The organism is Candidatus Poriferisocius sp. (genome assembly GCF_965204145.1).
Taxonomy (GTDB): domain Bacteria; phylum Actinomycetota; class Acidimicrobiia; order Acidimicrobiales; family Bin134; genus Poriferisocius.
The window spans coordinates 1,620,331-1,636,565 of sequence record NZ_OZ241977.1; the positions used below are offsets into that span (position 1 = coordinate 1,620,331).

The window sequence follows — 16,235 nt, forward strand, 5'->3', positions numbered from 1 at the left end:
ACTCAATCCAGCGCTCGGCGGAACCGCCCGATCAGATCTCCCACCGCGGCCGGGCCGCCGTCCAGCATCCGGCGCACCACCGCGGAGCCCACTACCGCGCCGTCGGCCACTCGGCAGACCTCCTCAGCCTGCTCGGGAGTGCCCACCCCCACCCCGACCAGAACGGGCATGTCGGTCATCTCCTTGAGCCTCCCGGCCATCACCGCCGCCGACGACGCCAGCTCGTCTCGCACGCCGGTCACCCCCAAGAGCCCCACGCCGTAGACGAATCCCCGAGTTCGAGCGCAGATGCGGCCCAGCCGCTCATCAGACGCGGTGGGGGCGGCCAGCAGCACGGTCTCCACTCCGGCGGCGTCGGCCGCCTCGGTCCACGGGCCCGCTTCTTCCAGGGGCAGATCGGGAAGGATGGCGGCGGCCACTCCCCGCTCGGCGAGAACGGAGGCGAACCGCTCCAGCCCGAACCGGAAGGCGATGTTGTAGTAGGTCATCACCGCCAGCGGGACGCCCACGTCGAGGCGTCCGAGGGCGTCGAGAACGGCCAACGGCGTGATCCCGTCGGCCAGCGCCCGGTCGTTGGCCTCCTGGATGACCGGGCCGTCTATCACCGGGTCGGAGAACGGGATGCCCACCTCGATGGCATCGGCCCCCGCGTCGGCGGCCGCGGCCAGCCCAGCCTGCCAGTCGCCCAGCCCCCCGGTCAGGTAGGGAACCAGTGCCTTGCCGCCTTGGGAGCGCCGGGCCCGCAAGGCGGCTTCCAAAGCTCCCGGTTCAGCGCTCACCCAAGACGCCCGTCATCGCCGTTGGAGCTGGCGTCCACCACCAGTCGGCCCATCATCTGGTCGACGTCCTTGTCGCCCCGCCCGCTCAAGTTCAACAGCACCGCCTGGCCGGCCAGCTCCTCGCGGACCCGCGATACCCAGGCCAGGGCATGGGCCGGCTCCAGCGCGGGGATGATCCCCTCGGTGCGCGACAGCAGCTCGAAGGCGGCCACCACCTCATCGTCGGTCACCGACTCATAGCGGGCTCGGCCGATGGCCGCCAGATGGGAGTGCTCGGGACCGATACCGGGATAGTCGAGGCCGGCGGAGATCGACTCGGCCTCCAGCACCTGGCCGTGCTCGTCTTGCATCAGAAACGACTTGGACCCGTGGACAACGCCGGGCACGCCCCGGCCGATAGCCGCGCCGCCGGCCGGCTCGACGCCCACCAGCGCGGCGTCGCCGTCCACGAATCCGCTGAAGATGCCGATGGCGTTGCTGCCGCCGCCCACGCAGGCGGTGACCACATCGGGATCGGTGCCCAGAAGCTGCCGGCACTGCTCGCGGGCCTCGTCGCCGATCACCCGGTGCAGCTCGCGCACCATCCACGGGTAGGGGTGGGGGCCCATCACCGAGCCCAGGCAGTAGTGGGAGCTCTCCACGGTGGCCACCCAGTCGCGCATGGCCTCGTTGATGGCGTCCTTCAGCGTGCGGCTGCCCGAGACCGCCGATCGCACCTCGGCGCCCAGCAGTTTCATCCGGAAGACGTTGAGGGCCTGGCGCTCCATGTCCACCTCGCCCATGTACACCACGCACTCCAGGCCCAACAGGGCTGCCGCCGTGGCGGTGGCCACGCCGTGCTGCCCGGCGCCGGTCTCAGCCACCAGCCGGGTCTTGCCCATGCGGACGGCCAGCAGGGCCTGTCCCAGCACATTGTTGATCTTGTGGGAGCCGGTGTGGTTGAGGTCTTCCCGCTTGAGCAGCAGGCGCAATCCCAGCTCCTCAGACAGGCGGTGGCACTCGGTGAGCGGCGACGGCCGTCCGGCATAGTCGGCCAGCAGCTTGTTCAGTTCGCCTCGGAAGCCGTCGTCGGTCCAGGCGGAGCGGAACGCCGCCTCCAGCTCCTCGCAGGCCGGCACCAGGGGCTCGGGAACGTAGCGCCCGCCGAACTCGCCGAACCGCCCGCCCACGGGCTCGGCCATGGTCACTGGAGCCCCTCCCCCCGCCAGTCGTAGGGGCCATCCTCGTCGGCCCCTGGTTCATCTCGTTCAGGGCGGGCCGGCTGGGCCTCCCGAGCGGCATTGATGAAGGCCCGCATTCTCGCCGGATCCTTTCGACCGGGAGAGAGCTCCACCCCGGTGGCCACGTCCACCCCCCAGGGGCGGACTTTGGCGATGGCCATGGCCACATTCTCGGGAGTCAGCCCCCCGGCCATGAGCAGGCGGATCCCGCCGGGCGCCCCTTCGGCCAGCGACCAGTCGAACACCCGGCCCGATCCAGGGGTGTCGGAGTCCACCATCACTATGTCGGCGCCATACCGGTCGGCGACCGACAAGGCAGGGCTGCCGCCAGGGAAGGCCTTGATCACCGTCGGCACACTCCCTCGAATCAAACGGGTGTCTTCCATGCTCTCCCGACCAGAAAGCTGAGCGGCTTTGAGGCCGCAGCGGTTGACGATCTCGATCACCCTGCTGGGGGCCTCGTCTTTGAACACGCCCACGGTGAGCACGTCGGCGGGAAGCCGCCGGGCGATCTCCTCTACTCGAGGCGGGGCGACCTGCCGGGGTGACGGGGCCATGATGAAGCCCACCGCGTCGGCGCCCAATGCAGTGGCCAACAGGGCGTCATCGGCGTTGGTGATGCCGCAGATCTTGATGAACACTGCTTCCAAAACTACCGGCTGATTCCTTCGGGATTGGGATTGTCAGCGGGGAACAGCGGCGGCATGGGCGGAGCAGCCGGCCACCCGCACCTCGGCGGGCATCTCCACAGCCCGTTTGATGTAGCCCAGGGCCACCGTGGCACCGGCGATAGCGTCCCAGGCTGCGCTGGTGACGGTGCCGATGTCGGCGCCGTCGGCGCCGGTGATCGGCTCGCCGGAGGCCAGGCCAACCCGGCCCTCCATGCTCAGCAGCCGCAGGTACCGGGGGGCCGTGCCTCCCCGGGAGTCCATGCGGGCCACCAGCTCCTGGCCGGTGAAGCACCCCTTGGTGAAGCTCACCGTGAAGGCGACCACCTCGGCCTCGGCGGGGATGGTGCGGTCGTCGATGTCCACCCCCATACGGGGGAATCCGCACCTGATGCGGTGAGCTTCCAGGGTTTCTGAGTCGACTGTGGGCACGTCCTTTGACACCGCAGGGGCCGGGCCGAGCACATCGACCCCGCCGGTGGGAACCGGGCCGATGACCTCTCCAGCAACGGCAGCCTCTGCCGCGCCCGGGCCGCGCAGGGCGATGCACTGCCAATTGAGGGGCTCCAGGGTCACATCGGTGCGGAGCATGAACCGCTGGAGCCGGGCGATGACCTGCTCCAGCGAGCCGTCGGTGTCGAGGACGAACCGGTCGTCCCGTTGGCGGGTGACCCGCACGAAGGCGTCGATGCGCCCTTGGGGCTGCAAGATGAGCGACCAGGCCGACTGGCCGGGGATCAGCGCGGCGACGTCCTGGCTGAGCTGGCCCTGCAAGAACTCCTCGGCGTCGGGACCGGTCACCGCCAGCACGCCACGGTCGGTCGAACCGGCCCCGACGGTGGTCGACAAGTCCACTGAGTCCATCATGATGCGCCGCTCATGATCGACGGCTCCGGTTCATTCGCCGGGCGGCGGGCACGGCCAGCAGCAGGGCCCGGGCCTTGTTGCGGCACTCCAGGTCTTCCTGGTCGGGGACGCTGTCGGCCACGATGCCGGCCCCGGCCTGCACGGAGGCCCGACCTCCCTGGATCACCATTGTGCGGATGGCAATGGCGGTGTCGATGTTCCCCGAGAAATCCAGGTAGCCGACCACGCCGGCATAGGGGCCTCGCTTCACCGGCTCCAATTCGTCGATGATCTCCATAGCCCGCACCTTGGGCGCACCCGACACGGTGCCCGCGGGCAGGGTGGCCCGCAGCACGTCCACCGAGGTGCGCCCCGGTGCCAGATCCCCCGACACCTGCGATGTCAGGTGCATGACGTGGCTGTAGCGCTCCAAGGTCATCATCTCGTCCACCGTCTCGGTGCCGAAGGACACCACCCGGCCCACGTCGTTGCGGGCCAGGTCCAGCAGCATGATGTGCTCGGCGATCTCCTTGGGGTGCTCGGACAGCTCGGCGGCCATCCGACGCTCCTCGGCCTCGGTGCGGCCCCGGCGACGGGTGCCGGCAATGGGGCGGGAGATGACCCTGCCGTCGAGAAGCTGCACCATCGGCTCGGGCGAGCACCCCACCAGCGACACCTCGGGCAGGCGCACGAAGTACATGTAGGGGCTGGGATTCACTTGGCGCAGCGAGCGATACACGTCGAAGGGCTCGGCCTCCAGGTCGAAGTCGTACCGCTGGGCCAGCACCACCTGGAAGATGTCGCCGGCGAGGATGTACTCCTTGGCCGCCTCCACTGCGTCGCAGAAGCTCTGCGAGCCCATGGAGGACACCACCTCGGGCAGCTCCTCGTCTTCTGTGGGGGGCTCCAGCAGCGGCTCGGCCACCGGTCGGGCCCCATCGGCGGCCAGCTGCTCGAGGGCGGCGGTGGCGCGGTCATAGGCGGCGTCTACCTCGGCCGACGACGCACCGGCGGGGATGATCACGTTGTGGATCAAAACGACCCGCTGGCGCCAGTGGTCGAACACGGCCAGCTCCCCGATCACCGACATCACCGCATCGGGCAGTTCCTGGTCGTCGACCGGGATGTCGGGCAGATGCTCCACCTCCCGGACCACGTCGTAGCCCAGATAGCCCACCAGACCGCCGTGCAGCGGGGGCAGCTCGTCGATGGCCGGGGATCGCCACTGCGACAAGATGTGCTCTATCGCGGCCAGAATTCCCTGGTCGAGCGGGGTTCCCTCGGGGAACTCCCCGGTGGTGGACACTTGGCCGCCGCGGGCCACCAGGGTGCCCAGCGGGCGACGCCCGATGAAGGAGAACCGGCTCCAGCGCTCGCCGTGCTCCACCGACTCCAGCAGGAAACCGGGCTCGTCGCCCACGGTGCGGACGAACGCCGCCACCGGGGTGGTGAGGTCGGCCACCAGCTCCCGCCACACCGGCACCACCGTCCACTCGGCCGCCAGCCGGTGGAACTCGCCGCGGTCGGGGCTGATTGCGGTCATGCGGGCCGAATCACTCGGAAGGCGGCAACGGCTCGTCGAACGAGCGGAAGAAACACGAGTACTTCCCGAGGTGGCAGGCACCGCGGCCTTCCTGTTCCACGATAAACAGCAGGGTGTCGCCGTCGCAGTCGTAGAACGCCTCCCGCACGTACTGGCGATCGCCGGAGGTCTCTCCCTTGCACCAGTACTCCTGGCGAGATCGGCTCCAAAACCAGGTGCGCCCGGTTTCCAGAGTGCGCTCCAGTGATTCCCGGTTCATCCACGCCATCATCAGCACCCGGCCCCCGTCATGGTCCTGCACGATGGCCGGAACCAGCCCGTCGCTGTTGTACGTCACCTGGTCCAGCGTTCCCGGGGCAGCTTCTATGGGCGTGATTGCTGGCATAGCCCCATCGTAGGAGCAGACTCCGGCCCGGTTAGAGCCATTTGCGAGCCGGGATCAGAGATGTTGGTTGATCAGAGGTATAGGCCGGTGCTTCCCTCGTCGAGGCGGGGGGCGGCCACCGCATGGATGTCCCGCTCCCGCAGAATGAGGTAGTCGGCGCCCCGCACTTCCACCTCGTAGCGGTCTTCGGGGTTGAACAGCACCTGGTCGCCCGACTCCACCGTGCGGACGTTGGGACCCACCGCGATGGCCTCGGCCCAGGCGAGGCGCTTGCCCACCTGGGCGGTGGCCGGGATGAGGATGCCGCCGGTGGAGCGCCGCTCTCCTTCGGGAATGTCGAGCTGCACCAAGATACGGTCGTTGAGCATCTTGATGGGGAGTTTGTCCTCGGGCGCGACCTTGCTTGCGGAGTTTGCTGCCTTGGCCATGGGGTGCCAACGCTACCGTGACGGGAATATGACCGACGACTTCGGAGCGACCGCCACCACATTGACCACCGCTGACGGCCTCAGCCTCGAGGCCCAGTGGGCGCTGCCCGCTGGACCCCGGAACCGGATAGTGATCGCCCACCCCCATCCCCAGTACGGGGGCAACATGCACTCGCTGGTGGTCTCCACCCTGTTCACCCACCTGGTGGGCTCGGGATGTGCGGTACTGAGGTTCAACTTCCGAGGGGTGGGGGGCTCCGAGGGCGAGCACGACTTCGGCGAGGGCGAACAGCTCGATGTGTGGGCCGCGGTGGAGGCCATGGCCGCGGCCGGCAGCGAGCAGTGCCCACTGGTGCTGGCCGGTTGGTCATTCGGCGCCGACATGGCCCTGACCTGCGATGCCCCGGAGCTGGCGGGCTGGTTCCTGGTGGCCCCGCCGCTGCGGGTGGTCAACGCCGACCGCTTCAAGGCCGCAGCCGATCCCCGGCCCAAGTGGCTGGCCGTGCCCGAGCGGGATCAGTTCAACCCTCCCGATCAGGCCCAGGCCACCACCGCCGACTGGGCCAACGCCGAGATCCATCCTGTCGGCGGTGCCGACCACTTTCTCGTCGGCCGCACCGACCGGCTCAACACCCTGATCGACGGGTTTCTGGCCGATCTCTAGGAGCGGCTCCGCACCCGGTCAGGCGTCGGCGGGGCGGATGGGGATGCCGGCGGCGGCCATGTGCGCTTTGGCCTCGGCCACGGTGTGCTCTCCGAAGTGGAAGATGGAGGCGGCCAACACGGCGTCGGCCTTGCCCTCGATCACGCCTTCTACCAGGTGGTCGAGGGTGCCCACTCCCCCGCTGGCGATCACCGGCACGTTGGTCACCTCCACCACCGCACGGGTCAGCTCGATGTCGAAGCCGTCGCGGGTGCCGTCGCGGTCCATGGAGGTGAGGAGGATCTCCCCCGCGCCGAGCTCGGTCACCTTGATGGCGTACTCGATGGCGTCGATCCCGGTGGGAGTGCGACCGCCGTGGGTGAATATCTCGAAGGGGAAAGAGCCGCCGTTGGTGCGGCGGGCATCAATGGACGCCACCGCGCACTGGCTGCCGAACTCGTCGGCGATCTCGGCCACCAGTTTGGGGCGGTTCACCGCCGCGGTATTCACCGACACCTTGTCGGCCCCGGCCCTTAGCAGGAGGCGGGCGTCGTCGACGGTGCGGATTCCCCCGCCGATGGTGAACGGGATGAACACTTCCTCGGCGGTGCGGTGTACAAGCTCCACGGTGGTCTCCCGCCGGTCCGACGAAGCGGTGATGTCGAGAAACACCACCTCGTCGGCCCCCTGCTGGTCGTAGCGGGCGGCCAGTTCCACCGGGTCGCCGGCGTCGGTGAGGTCCACGAAGTTGACCCCCTTGACCACCCGGCCAGCGTCCACATCCAGGCAGGGGATGATCCGGGCGTTGCTGGGCACGGTCGCCGACGCGCTCATGAGGTCAGCGTCTCCAAAGCCTGCTCCACGGTGAAGCGCCCTTCGTACAGCGCCCGGCCCACGATCACCCCAGCCAAGCGCCGGTGGCCGTCGCAAACCCCTTCCAGTGCCACCAGGTCGTTCAGCGTCGCCACTCCGCCGGAGGCGATGACCGCCAATTGGGTGGCGGCCAACACCGCGGCTAGGCCGTCGGTGTCGGGGCCGCTCATGGTTCCGTCACGGCTGATCTCGGTGACCACCACCGCATCGGCCCCCGAGGACTCGAAGCGGGCGGCCAGCTCCAGCAAGTCTCCCCCGCCGCCTCGCTCCCATCCGTGGGTGGCCACATCTCGCCCCCGGGCGTCCAATCCCACTGCCACTGGCTGACGGGCGGCGATCTGCTCCACCAGGCCGGGGTTCTCCACCGCGGCGGTGCCGACCACCACCCGGGCTACCCCGGCGTCGCCCAGCGCGGCGGCCGCGTCCAGGGTGCGAACCCCGCCGCCGGTCTGCACCGGCACGCCCACGGCTTCGGCGATGGCGGCAATCACCGACAGGTTGACCGCTTCCCCGGTGCGGGCCGCGTCCAGATCCACCACGTGCAGCCACGAGGCCCCCGCGTCGGCGAACTGCCGGGCCTGGTCAACAGGGTCGTCGCTGTAGGCGGTCTCGGCGTCGTACGACCCCTGGTAGAGCCGCACGCAGCGCCCGTCCCGCAGATCGATGGCCGGGTAGAGCTGCATCTCACGCTCCCACGGTCGCGACTCGGGCCTGGTTCACGAAGTTCTTCAAAAGCCGGAGGCCGGGGCGGGCCGATTTTTCGGGGTGGAACTGGGTCGCTGCCACGTTGCCGTCGGCCACCACCGCCGCCACCGGACCGCCGTATTCGCAGGTGGCGACCACGTTGTCGTCCATCGGCGCGGCATAGGAGTGGACGAAGTACACCCAGGCGTCGTCCAGTCCCTCCAGCAGGGGGCCGGGGGTTCGCACCTCCAAGCGGTTCCACTGCATCTGGGGTCGCTTCACGTTGCCAGGCAGCAGGCGTACCGTGCCGGGCAGAATGCCCAGCCCGGCCACGCCCGGCGCTTCCTCGGAGCCCTCGTAGAGAAGCTGCAAGCCGATGCAGATGCCCAGAAACGGCCGGCCATCGGCCGCCGCCGCCTGGGCCTGCTCGTCGAGTCCGGTGTCGCGCAGCGCGGCCATGCAGGGTCCGAACGCCCCCACGCCGGGCAGCACTACCCCGGCCGCGTCAGCGATCAGCCCGGTATCCGCGGTCAGCCGGGCGTCGGCTCCCATGCGCTCCAGGCTCTTCTGGGCCGAGCGGAGGTTGCCGATGCCGTAGTCCAATACCGCGATGAGCGGCCTGGTCACCGAACTCCTCTGCTCACAGAACCCCTTTGGTGGAAGGGATGCCAGTGCCCTCCACCCGCACGGCGTCGCGCAGCGCCCGAGCCACCGCCTTGAAGCTGGCCTCGATGATGTGGTGGGTGTTTTTCCCCCGCACCATGGTGATGTGCAGGGTCAGAGCGGCGGAAGTGGCGAACGCCCGCCAGAACTCCTCGCAGAGCTGGGGGTCGAACGGCGGATCGCCCAGGATCTTCTGGCCCGGAGGGCTCACGTCGTAGTGCAGGAACGGGCGGCCCGACAGGTCGACCACGGCCTCCACCAAAGCCTCGTCCAGCGGCACCGCGATCGACGCGAACCGGCGAACCCCGGCCTTGTCGCCCAGCGCCTCGGCAAAGCACGAGCCCAGCAGAATGCCCACGTCTTCCACGGTGTGGTGGGCGTCGATCTCCAAGTCGCCGGAGGCGTCCACCCGCAACTCGAAGCCGCCGTGGCGGCCGAGCTGGCTCAGCATGTGGTCGAAGAACGGCAATCCGGTGGTTGCGGTGCCCTGGCCACTGCCGTCGATGGCGATGGCGATGTCGATGCTTGTCTCGGCGGTGCTCCGAGAGGCAGAGGCGGTTCGAGATGAGATTGTCATGTCAGCACCTCACGGAGAGCAGACAGGAAGGCATCGTTTTCGGCCGGGGTTCCCACGGTAACCCGCAGACAGCCCGACAGCCGGGGCCAAGAAGAACAGTTTCTCACGAGCACCGACTGATCCACGAGACCCTGCCAAACGGCGTCGCCGTCTCCGGAATCAGGGCGGAGCAATATGAAGTTGGCCCCCGATTCCCAGTGACGAACCGGGAGTTGGTCGAGTCCGGCGGCGATCCGCTCCCGCTCGGTCACCAGCATGCCCACCCGCTCATTCATCTCGTCCTCGTAGTCGAGGGCCAGGCGTCCGGCGATCTGCTTCATGGTGTCGAGGTGATAGGGCAACGCCGATTTCTCCAGTTCGGCCACCACCCAGGATGGGGCCACCAGATAGCCAAGCCGGGCTGCGGCCATCGACCATGTCTTGGAATAGGTGCGGGCCACCGCCAGCGGGCGGCTCTCGTCCACCAGGTCCACCGCGGTGTGGGGATCGAACTGGCCGTAGGCCTCGTCCATCAACAACAGCCCGGGCAGCGCCGACACGTCGGCCAGCAGCCTCTCCACCAGCTCAGGGGGCTCGACCATACCGGTGGGATTGTTGGGCGAGCACAAAAAGGTCACGGCCGGTCGGTGCTCGGCCACCATGGCCGAGGCGTAGTCGGCGTCCAGCGAGAAATCCTCCTCCCGCTCGCCGGTGACCACCTCGGTGGCCGCCAGTCGGGAGATGTGGGAGTGAAGCGCATAGGTGGGCTCGAACGTGAGCGCGGCCCGGCCCGGCCCTCCGAACGCCAGCATCAGGCACTGGAGCACCTCATTGGAGCCGTTGGCGGCGAACACTTGCTCGGGAGCGACCCCCTCGTGCTTGGCCAAAGCGGCGCGGAGCTCGTGGGCCCCCCTGTCCGGATAGCGGTGCCAATCGATGTCGGTCTGGGCAGCCCGCAGTGCCTCGGCCCACCCTTCGGGAGGCGGCACCGGCGACTCATTGGTGTTGAGCCGCACGGCCACGTCGAGCTGCGGCGAGTGGTAGCCCGACATCATGGCCAGGTTCTCTCTCACCGCCAGGCGGTCGGGGCTACTCATCATCAGATCCTTCCTGAACCTTGTCGCCGATGCCGCGAAGGCGGACCGACTGGGCATGGGCATCCAGCCCCTCAGCCTCGGCAATTGCCGCCACATGGGGACCGACCGCGGCCAATCCTTCGGAGTCCACCGTTATCTCGTGCATGGGCTTGGTGAAGTCCCGCACGCTGAGCGCGCCAGCAAAGCGGGCGGTGCCGTTGGTGGGCAGCACATGGGAAGGTCCAGCCACATAGTCGCCAATGGACGCAGGGGCCAGCGGGCCGCGGAAGATAGCCCCGGCGTTGCGGACCCGGCTGATCACTGCCCCGGGTGCCTGGGTCATGACTTGCAGGTGCTCGGGAGCGATGAAGTCCACCACCTCGGCCGCGGCCTGAGGTCCGTCGACCAGAACGATGTGCCCGCTGCGGTCGAACGTTGCCGCGATGTCATCCCGGCGTGCGGCATCTGACAGCAATTCGGCCACGGCCTTCTCCACAGAATCGGCGGCGTCGGGATCCCAGGTGATCAGCCAAGCCAGGCCATCAGGGCCGTGCTCAGCCTGCACGATGAGGTCGATGGCGGCGTATTCCACCGGAACGGTGCCGTCGGCCACTACTACCACCTCCGACGGTCCGGCAAACGCGGCCGGCACGCCGACAACCCCGGCCACAAGCTGTTTGGCGATGGCCACGTACACGTTGCCCGGCCCCACGATCACGTCCACCGCGCCAATCGACTCAGTGCCATAAGCCATGGCGGCAACGGCCTGGGCGCCACCCACCGCGTACACCTCGTCCACTCCAGCGATGGCAGCGGCGGCCAGAGTGACGTCGGCCACCCGGCCATCCGAATCCGGGGGCATGCATAGCACCACCTCGTCCACTCCAGCGGCTCGGGCGGGCAGCGCGGTCATCAGCACAGTGGACGGGTAGACCGCTCGCCCGCCGGGCACATAGCAGCCCGCCCGGCCCACCGGCTGGTCCCAGCTGCGAATGGTGATGCCCTGGCGATTGTGGACCTGCTCCTGTGACACATGGCCTTGGTGGAACTCGGCGATCGAATCAGCAGCCGTCTCAAGGGCGGAGCGCAGATCAGAGTCGATTCGACCACGAGCAGCGGCCACCTCGGTCGAAGGCACCTGCCAAGCAGCAGGAATGACCCCGTCGAACTGCTCGGTATAGCGGGCCAGTGCGGCATCGCCTTCAGACCGCACCGCATCGATGATCTCGCGGACCGCGACCACCGAGCCCTCAGAAACGGGCTCAGGCCGGGGCAGGCGGCCAGAGATGTCGGCCACACCCCGCAGATCCACTCGGCTTAGCACGACCCCCAAAACTACAGGCCGATATGTCCGAACTACGAAGGGTTTGCCCGGTCCTCAAAGAAACCCACCGCCTGATTATGCGGTAGAACCTCTTTGTGGACGACAGGTCTTTGGCGGCGGATGGGGCGGAGCTCAGTTCGCTGAGCAGTGTGATGCGGGATCTCGGGGAGCGGGTGGCGGAGGTGGCCCGGCGCTATGAGGGCACCGACCGGGAGGACGTGGCCTTTGAGCTGTACGAGGTGGAGCGGGGTCTGCGGGGGGCGACCCGCCGTCTCGACCGCCTGACCCGAAGTCTGTAAATCTACCTGTACCCATCGAGCCCACCGGGAGAAGAAATGTTCAATCTGCGCTTTGATCTGCGGACCCCTCCGTTCACCGAGGTCACCCACGCCGACCAGTACCGCGCCATGCTGGAGATGGTGAAGTGGGCCGACACCCGGGGGTTCGCCGGGGCCATCACCAGCGAGCACCACGGCACCGAGGACGGCTTCATGTCGGCGCCGCTGGCCATCTCGGCCGCCATCCTGGGGGCAACCGACAACCTGATGTGTACGCTGTCGGCTCTTCTGGTGCCCTATCACGATCCGCTGCGACTGGCCGAGGACATCGCCACCATCGATCTGATGGCGCCGGGCCGGCTCATCACCATCGCCGGGCTGGGCTACCGGGAGTCGGAGTTCGAGATGTTCGGCAGAGACCGCACCCGGCGGGGCCGCGACACCGAGGAAGCCCTGAAGGTCATGCAGCAGGCCTGGACCGGGGAGCCGTTCGAGTACCAGGGCCGCACCGTGTGGGTGACCCCCAAGCCGGTGACCCAGCCCCACCCCATTGTGATGGTGGGTGGCTCGGTGCCGGCGTCGGCCAAGCGGGCCGCCCGGCTGCGGCTGCCCTACATGCCGCCCATCGGCGATCAAGAACTGGTGGACCTCTACTACGCCGAAGCCGCCGAGATCGGCTTCGAGGGGGCGTTCGCCATGGCCCCCGACGGCCCCGGCTTAGTGCTGGTGACCGAGGACCCCGATGCGCTGTGGGCCCAGATCGGCCCCAACATGCTGTACGACGCGGCGGCCTACGCCAGCTGGCAGTACCCCGACCAGCGCTCCGGCTGGCATGTGGAGGCCGAGGACATCGCCGGACTCAAAGCCTCCGGCCAATTCGAGGTGCTCACCCCCGACGAGTGCGTGGAGCTGGTGCGCACCAAGGGCGCGGCCACCCTCCACCCCCTGTGCGGCGGCATCGACCCCGCCATCGGCTGGGAGACGCTGGAGCTGGTGGTGAACAAGGTCATGCCCGCCCTCGCCGAGGGGGCATAATCCCGCAATCAGAACGGCGCTAACCGGCCAGGTTGTTGATCACGGCCCGGCCGACGTACTTGCCCGACTGGAGCTCCTCGAAGATGTCGTCGAGCTCCGACAGGGCGCCGGTGCGCCCGACGTGGGTTTTGACCTGCCCGGCGGCGGCCATGTCCACCAGCTCGCGCATGTCCTGCACGGTGCCCACCGCGGAGTAGATGAGGGTGGCATCCCTCATGAAGAACTCGAACGGGTTCAACTCGATATTGCCCTCGCTGGTGGGGGGCAGCCCCACGGCCACGAACAGCCCCTTGGGGCGCAGCAGCCGGAATCCGAGGGTGAAGCCGGCCATCGCCGCGGAGAACACGATGCTGGCATCCACCCCGCCGCGTCCGATCTCCCTTGGCACTGCCTCCAAGGCGTCGTCGGCGCTCACCACCACGTCGGCCCCGAGCGACTCGACGAACCCCAGCCGGTCGGCGCCGACGTCGACGCCCACCACCTTGTAGCCCAGCGCTTTGGCGATCTGCACCGCGTAGTGGCCCAGCCCGCCGGCCGCGCCGATGATGGCCACCCAGCGGCCGGGGGGCACCTGGTTGCGGAACAGCTTCTTCACCGCCCCATAGGCGGTGAGCCCGCCGCAGGCCAGGGCGGCCTCCTCGTCGCCCACTGAGTCGGGCAGCAACACCAGCGACTTGGCCCACACGCAGAACTGCTCGGCGAAGGTGCCCATGATCCCTTGGGTCTGCGCGCAGTGCCGGGGCTCGCCCTGCAAGCAGAACTCGCAGGCACCGCACCAGTAGCCGCCGCCGGTGCCCCCTAGCCCGAGGATCACCCGGTCGCCCACCTGGCTGTAGCGCTCCGCCCCCGGCCCCAGCGCCTCGACCACGCCAATGGCCTCATGGCCCAGCACCTCGATGCCGGAGACCCCCATCCAGTCGCCTCGGGCCAAGTGCAGGTCGGAGTGGCACACCCCCGATGAGCTGATGCGGATCAGTGCCTCCTCAAACCCCGGTTCAGGTGCCGGTACGTCCAAAATCTGAAGAGTTCCTTCTACCAATCGTGCCGCTTGCATGCTGACATCTCCTGTCCTTCAATTCTGGGTGCGAAACCAAACTCTAATGGTCGGACCTGGGCGGCTGCCCCTCAGTCCCCGGCCGAGGGGCAGAACGAGGCCAGCACGCACTCGTGGCAGCGAGGGCGGCGGGCGATGCACACCCGGCGGCCGTGAAGGATGAGCCGCAGGGAGAACTCGCCCCGCTCGGCGGCGGGCACCATGGGGTTCAGCTCCAACTCGATCTTCACAGGATCCTTGTGCTCAGTGATGCCCAGCAGGCCGGTGATGCGGGCCACATGGGTGTCCACCGGCAGGCCGGGCAAGCCGAGAGCCACGCTGCGAATCACGTTGGCGGTCTTGCGGCCCACGCCGGGAAGGCTCACCAGATCGGACATCTTGCCCGGCACCTGGCTGTCGAAGTGGTTCACCAGGTCTTGGGCCATGCCCACGATGTTGCGAGCCTTGGTGGCATAGAAACCGGTGGACCGAACTAGCTCTTCCACATGGGCCAAGGGCGCTTCGGCCAGGTCTTCAGGGGTGGGATAGGCGGCAAAGAGGTCGGGGGTCACCATGTTCACCCGCTTGTCGGTGCACTGGGCCGACAAGATGGTGGCCACCAGAAGCTGGAACGGGTTCTCGTGGTCCAACTCGCACACCGCCTCGGGGTATTCCTCGGCCAGCAGCTCGTGGGTGCGCCTGGCCCGGCCCTTGGGTGTGCGCGGCTTCGCCATCGACGGGATGGTAGCGACCCCGGCGTGGGAAGTTGGGGCCGCTACCGTGGTTCCCGTGACGCTCACGGTTGTCCGCCCCGACCAGGGAGAGTTTGCTTGGTCGATCACCGCAGGCCCCGACCAGCCCCGAAACGACGACACAGCCAGCCAGATCAAGGCAGTCCTCGGCCAAGCCGAGGCCGGGAAATCGGTGCAACTGTGGATTGAGCAGGCCAGCGATACCGACGATCAATTCGCCGCTGATCTCGGCTTTGCCCCCTATCGGGATCTCTGGCGAATGCAGCGCCCTCTGCCCACCGACCGCTCCTCCATCGCCACTCGGGCCTTCGCCCCCGGCACCGACGACCAGGATTTTCTGCGGGTGAACAATCGAGCCTTCCACTGGCACCCCGAACAAGGGGGTTTGACTCCCGACGACTTGGCCCAGCGCATGGCGGAGGAGTGGTTCGAGGCCGAGGGGTTCCGGCTCCACGAGCGCGATGGCCGTCTGGCCGGCTTCTGCTGGACCAAAGTCCACCCCCACGAAACCCCGCCAGGGGGCGAGATCTACGCCATCGCGGTAGACCCCGACTTCCACGGTCAAGGACTGGGCAAACCCATGACCCTGGCCGGACTCGATCACTTGGCCGACCAGGGCCTCACCGTGGGGTTCCTCTACGTGGAGTCGGACAACGACCCCGCGGTGGCCACATATCGCAGCCTGGGATTCAACCACCACTCCACCAACCGGGCCTACCGGCTCACCGCCCCATGAGCACTGATCCCTCGCTCCCCCAGGGTCAAGACAAAGTAGCGGCGGTGCGTTCGATGTTCGATGCCATCGCCCCCCGCTACGACTTGCTCAATCGCCTGCTGACCTTCGGCATGGACTGTCGATGGCGGCGGCGGTCGGTGCGAGAGCTGCGTCTGCCGCCGGGATCGCTGGTGTTCGACCTGGCTTGCGGAACCGGGGACCTGTGCCGAGACCTAGAAGCCGCCGAATTCAATCCGGTGGGCTTCGACCTGTCGGCCGGAATGCTCCAAGTCGCCCACAAATACCGGGCTTCGGCCAAGCTGCACGCCCCGCTGGTGCTGGGCGACGCCCTCTGCCTCCCGGTTCCGGCCCAGAGCGCCGACGGGATCACCTGCGGATTCGCCCTGCGCAACGTGGTGGACCTAGACGGGCTGTTCGCCGAGCTGGCCCGGGTAGTGCGCCCGGGCGGGCGGATCTCTCTGTTGGAGGTGTCCGAGCCGTCCAACCCGATCATGCGGGCCGGGCACTGGCTGTATTTCGGCAAGGTCATTCCCCTAATCGGCGGCCTGTTGTCGAATCGGTCCGCCTACGAGTACCTCCCCAAATCGGTGGCCTACCTGCCCCCCGTACCCGAGGTGCTCGAGCTGTTGGCCGGCCACGGGTTCGACGCCGTGAACCACACGGCGCTCTCCGGCGGCATCGCCCAGTTGATAACCGCAACTCGAAGGCCCTAG

Annotated in this window: 20 protein-coding genes; 5 read left to right on the forward strand and 15 right to left on the reverse strand. The window is 68.3% G+C overall.

All coding sequences use genetic code 11. The features are described from left to right. Window positions 1–2 precede the first annotated feature (2 nt). The 7 genes from trpA to ACOGI7_RS07445 form a co-directional block, all read right to left on the reverse strand. On the reverse strand, window positions 3–779 hold the full coding sequence (gene trpA, locus ACOGI7_RS07415; RefSeq protein ID WP_419851275.1) for a tryptophan synthase subunit alpha: 777 nt from the start codon (window positions 777–779) through the stop codon (window positions 3–5). Beyond that, on the reverse strand, window positions 776–1,960 hold the full coding sequence (gene trpB / locus ACOGI7_RS07420; protein WP_419851480.1) for a tryptophan synthase subunit beta: 1,185 nt from the start codon (window positions 1,958–1,960) through the stop codon (window positions 776–778). The genes trpA and trpB overlap by 4 nt, the downstream gene beginning before the upstream one ends. Window positions 1,961–1,962: 2 nt before the next feature. Beyond that, window positions 1,963–2,640: a phosphoribosylanthranilate isomerase gene (locus ACOGI7_RS07425; protein WP_419851276.1), complete on the reverse strand. Its 678-nt coding sequence runs from the start codon at window positions 2,638–2,640 to the stop codon at window positions 1,963–1,965. Between the two features lie 42 nt (window positions 2,641–2,682). Further along, entirely contained in the window at window positions 2,683–3,534 is an 852-nt protein-coding gene (locus tag ACOGI7_RS07430; RefSeq protein ID WP_419851277.1) for a YgfZ/GcvT domain-containing protein, read from the reverse strand. 10 nt (window positions 3,535–3,544) lie between these two features. Continuing rightward, entirely contained in the window at window positions 3,545–5,056 is a 1,512-nt protein-coding gene (gene trpE / locus ACOGI7_RS07435) for an anthranilate synthase component I (RefSeq protein WP_419851278.1), read from the reverse strand. 10 nt (window positions 5,057–5,066) lie between these two features. Then, window positions 5,067–5,441 (reverse strand): phosphoribosyl-AMP cyclohydrolase, encoded by a 375-nt coding sequence (gene hisI, locus ACOGI7_RS07440; protein ID WP_419851279.1) that lies wholly within the window; start codon window positions 5,439–5,441, stop codon window positions 5,067–5,069. 71 nt (window positions 5,442–5,512) lie between these two features. Continuing rightward, a complete protein-coding gene (locus tag ACOGI7_RS07445; RefSeq protein ID WP_419851280.1) occupies window positions 5,513–5,869 on the reverse strand; it encodes a GroES family chaperonin in 357 nt (118 codons plus the stop codon). Between the two features lie 28 nt (window positions 5,870–5,897). Between ACOGI7_RS07445 and ACOGI7_RS07450 the strand changes: the two genes are divergently transcribed. Continuing rightward, window positions 5,898–6,533 carry an alpha/beta hydrolase gene (locus tag ACOGI7_RS07450; protein WP_419851281.1) on the forward strand — a complete coding sequence of 212 codons (636 nt, stop codon included), beginning with the start codon at window positions 5,898–5,900 and terminating at the stop codon, window positions 6,531–6,533. A gap of 18 nt (window positions 6,534–6,551) precedes the next feature. On the opposite strand, the gene hisF is transcribed toward ACOGI7_RS07450, so the two are convergent. The 6 genes from hisF to hisD are packed head-to-tail and all read right to left on the reverse strand — an operon-like array spanning window position 6,552 to window position 11,688. Beyond that, a complete protein-coding gene (gene hisF, locus ACOGI7_RS07455) occupies window positions 6,552–7,346 on the reverse strand; it encodes an imidazole glycerol phosphate synthase subunit HisF (protein WP_419851282.1) in 795 nt (264 codons plus the stop codon). After that, the gene (hisA, locus tag ACOGI7_RS07460; RefSeq protein ID WP_419851283.1) at window positions 7,343–8,068 is read right to left on the reverse strand and encodes a 1-(5-phosphoribosyl)-5-[(5-phosphoribosylamino)methylideneamino]imidazole-4-carboxamide isomerase; all 726 of its coding nucleotides are present in this window, start codon (window positions 8,066–8,068) and stop codon (window positions 7,343–7,345) included. The genes hisF and hisA overlap by 4 nt, the downstream gene beginning before the upstream one ends. Before the next feature lies 1 nt (window position 8,069). Next, a complete protein-coding gene (gene hisH, locus ACOGI7_RS07465; protein ID WP_419851284.1) occupies window positions 8,070–8,696 on the reverse strand; it encodes an imidazole glycerol phosphate synthase subunit HisH in 627 nt (208 codons plus the stop codon). Between the two features lie 13 nt (window positions 8,697–8,709). Continuing rightward, a complete protein-coding gene (hisB, locus tag ACOGI7_RS07470) occupies window positions 8,710–9,309 on the reverse strand; it encodes an imidazoleglycerol-phosphate dehydratase HisB (protein ID WP_419851285.1) in 600 nt (199 codons plus the stop codon). Then, window positions 9,306–10,385 carry a histidinol-phosphate transaminase gene (gene hisC, locus ACOGI7_RS07475; RefSeq protein ID WP_419851286.1) on the reverse strand — a complete coding sequence of 360 codons (1,080 nt, stop codon included), beginning with the start codon at window positions 10,383–10,385 and terminating at the stop codon, window positions 9,306–9,308. The genes hisB and hisC overlap by 4 nt, the downstream gene beginning before the upstream one ends. Continuing rightward, window positions 10,378–11,688, reverse strand: coding sequence for a histidinol dehydrogenase (gene hisD / locus ACOGI7_RS07480; protein WP_419851287.1), 1,311 nt, complete (start codon window positions 11,686–11,688; stop codon window positions 10,378–10,380). The genes hisC and hisD overlap by 8 nt, the downstream gene beginning before the upstream one ends. Window positions 11,689–11,783: 95 nt before the next feature. Here hisD and ACOGI7_RS07485 point away from each other — a divergent pair, with 95 nt between their 5' ends. Further along, window positions 11,784–11,987, forward strand: a complete 204-nt coding sequence (locus ACOGI7_RS07485) for a hypothetical protein (RefSeq protein ID WP_419851288.1) — start codon at window positions 11,784–11,786, stop codon at window positions 11,985–11,987. 36 nt (window positions 11,988–12,023) lie between these two features. Continuing rightward, entirely contained in the window at window positions 12,024–13,001 is a 978-nt protein-coding gene (locus ACOGI7_RS07490) for an LLM class flavin-dependent oxidoreductase (RefSeq protein WP_419851289.1), read from the forward strand. A 19-nt stretch (window positions 13,002–13,020) separates the two neighbouring features. Here the strand turns inward: ACOGI7_RS07490 and ACOGI7_RS07495 are convergent, their stop codons facing one another. After that, window positions 13,021–14,055: a zinc-dependent alcohol dehydrogenase gene (locus ACOGI7_RS07495; protein WP_419851290.1), complete on the reverse strand. Its 1,035-nt coding sequence runs from the start codon at window positions 14,053–14,055 to the stop codon at window positions 13,021–13,023. Window positions 14,056–14,126: 71 nt separating this feature from the next. Next, window positions 14,127–14,768, reverse strand: coding sequence for an endonuclease III (nth, locus tag ACOGI7_RS07500; protein ID WP_419851291.1), 642 nt, complete (start codon window positions 14,766–14,768; stop codon window positions 14,127–14,129). Window positions 14,769–14,823: 55 nt separating this feature from the next. On the opposite strand from nth, the gene mshD reads away from it, so the two are divergent. Then, window positions 14,824–15,522 carry a mycothiol synthase gene (gene mshD, locus ACOGI7_RS07505; RefSeq protein WP_419851292.1) on the forward strand — a complete coding sequence of 233 codons (699 nt, stop codon included), beginning with the start codon at window positions 14,824–14,826 and terminating at the stop codon, window positions 15,520–15,522. Next, window positions 15,519–16,235 carry a ubiquinone/menaquinone biosynthesis methyltransferase gene (locus ACOGI7_RS07510; protein WP_419851293.1) on the forward strand — a complete coding sequence of 239 codons (717 nt, stop codon included), beginning with the start codon at window positions 15,519–15,521 and terminating at the stop codon, window positions 16,233–16,235. Before mshD ends, ACOGI7_RS07510 begins: the two co-directional genes overlap by 4 nt.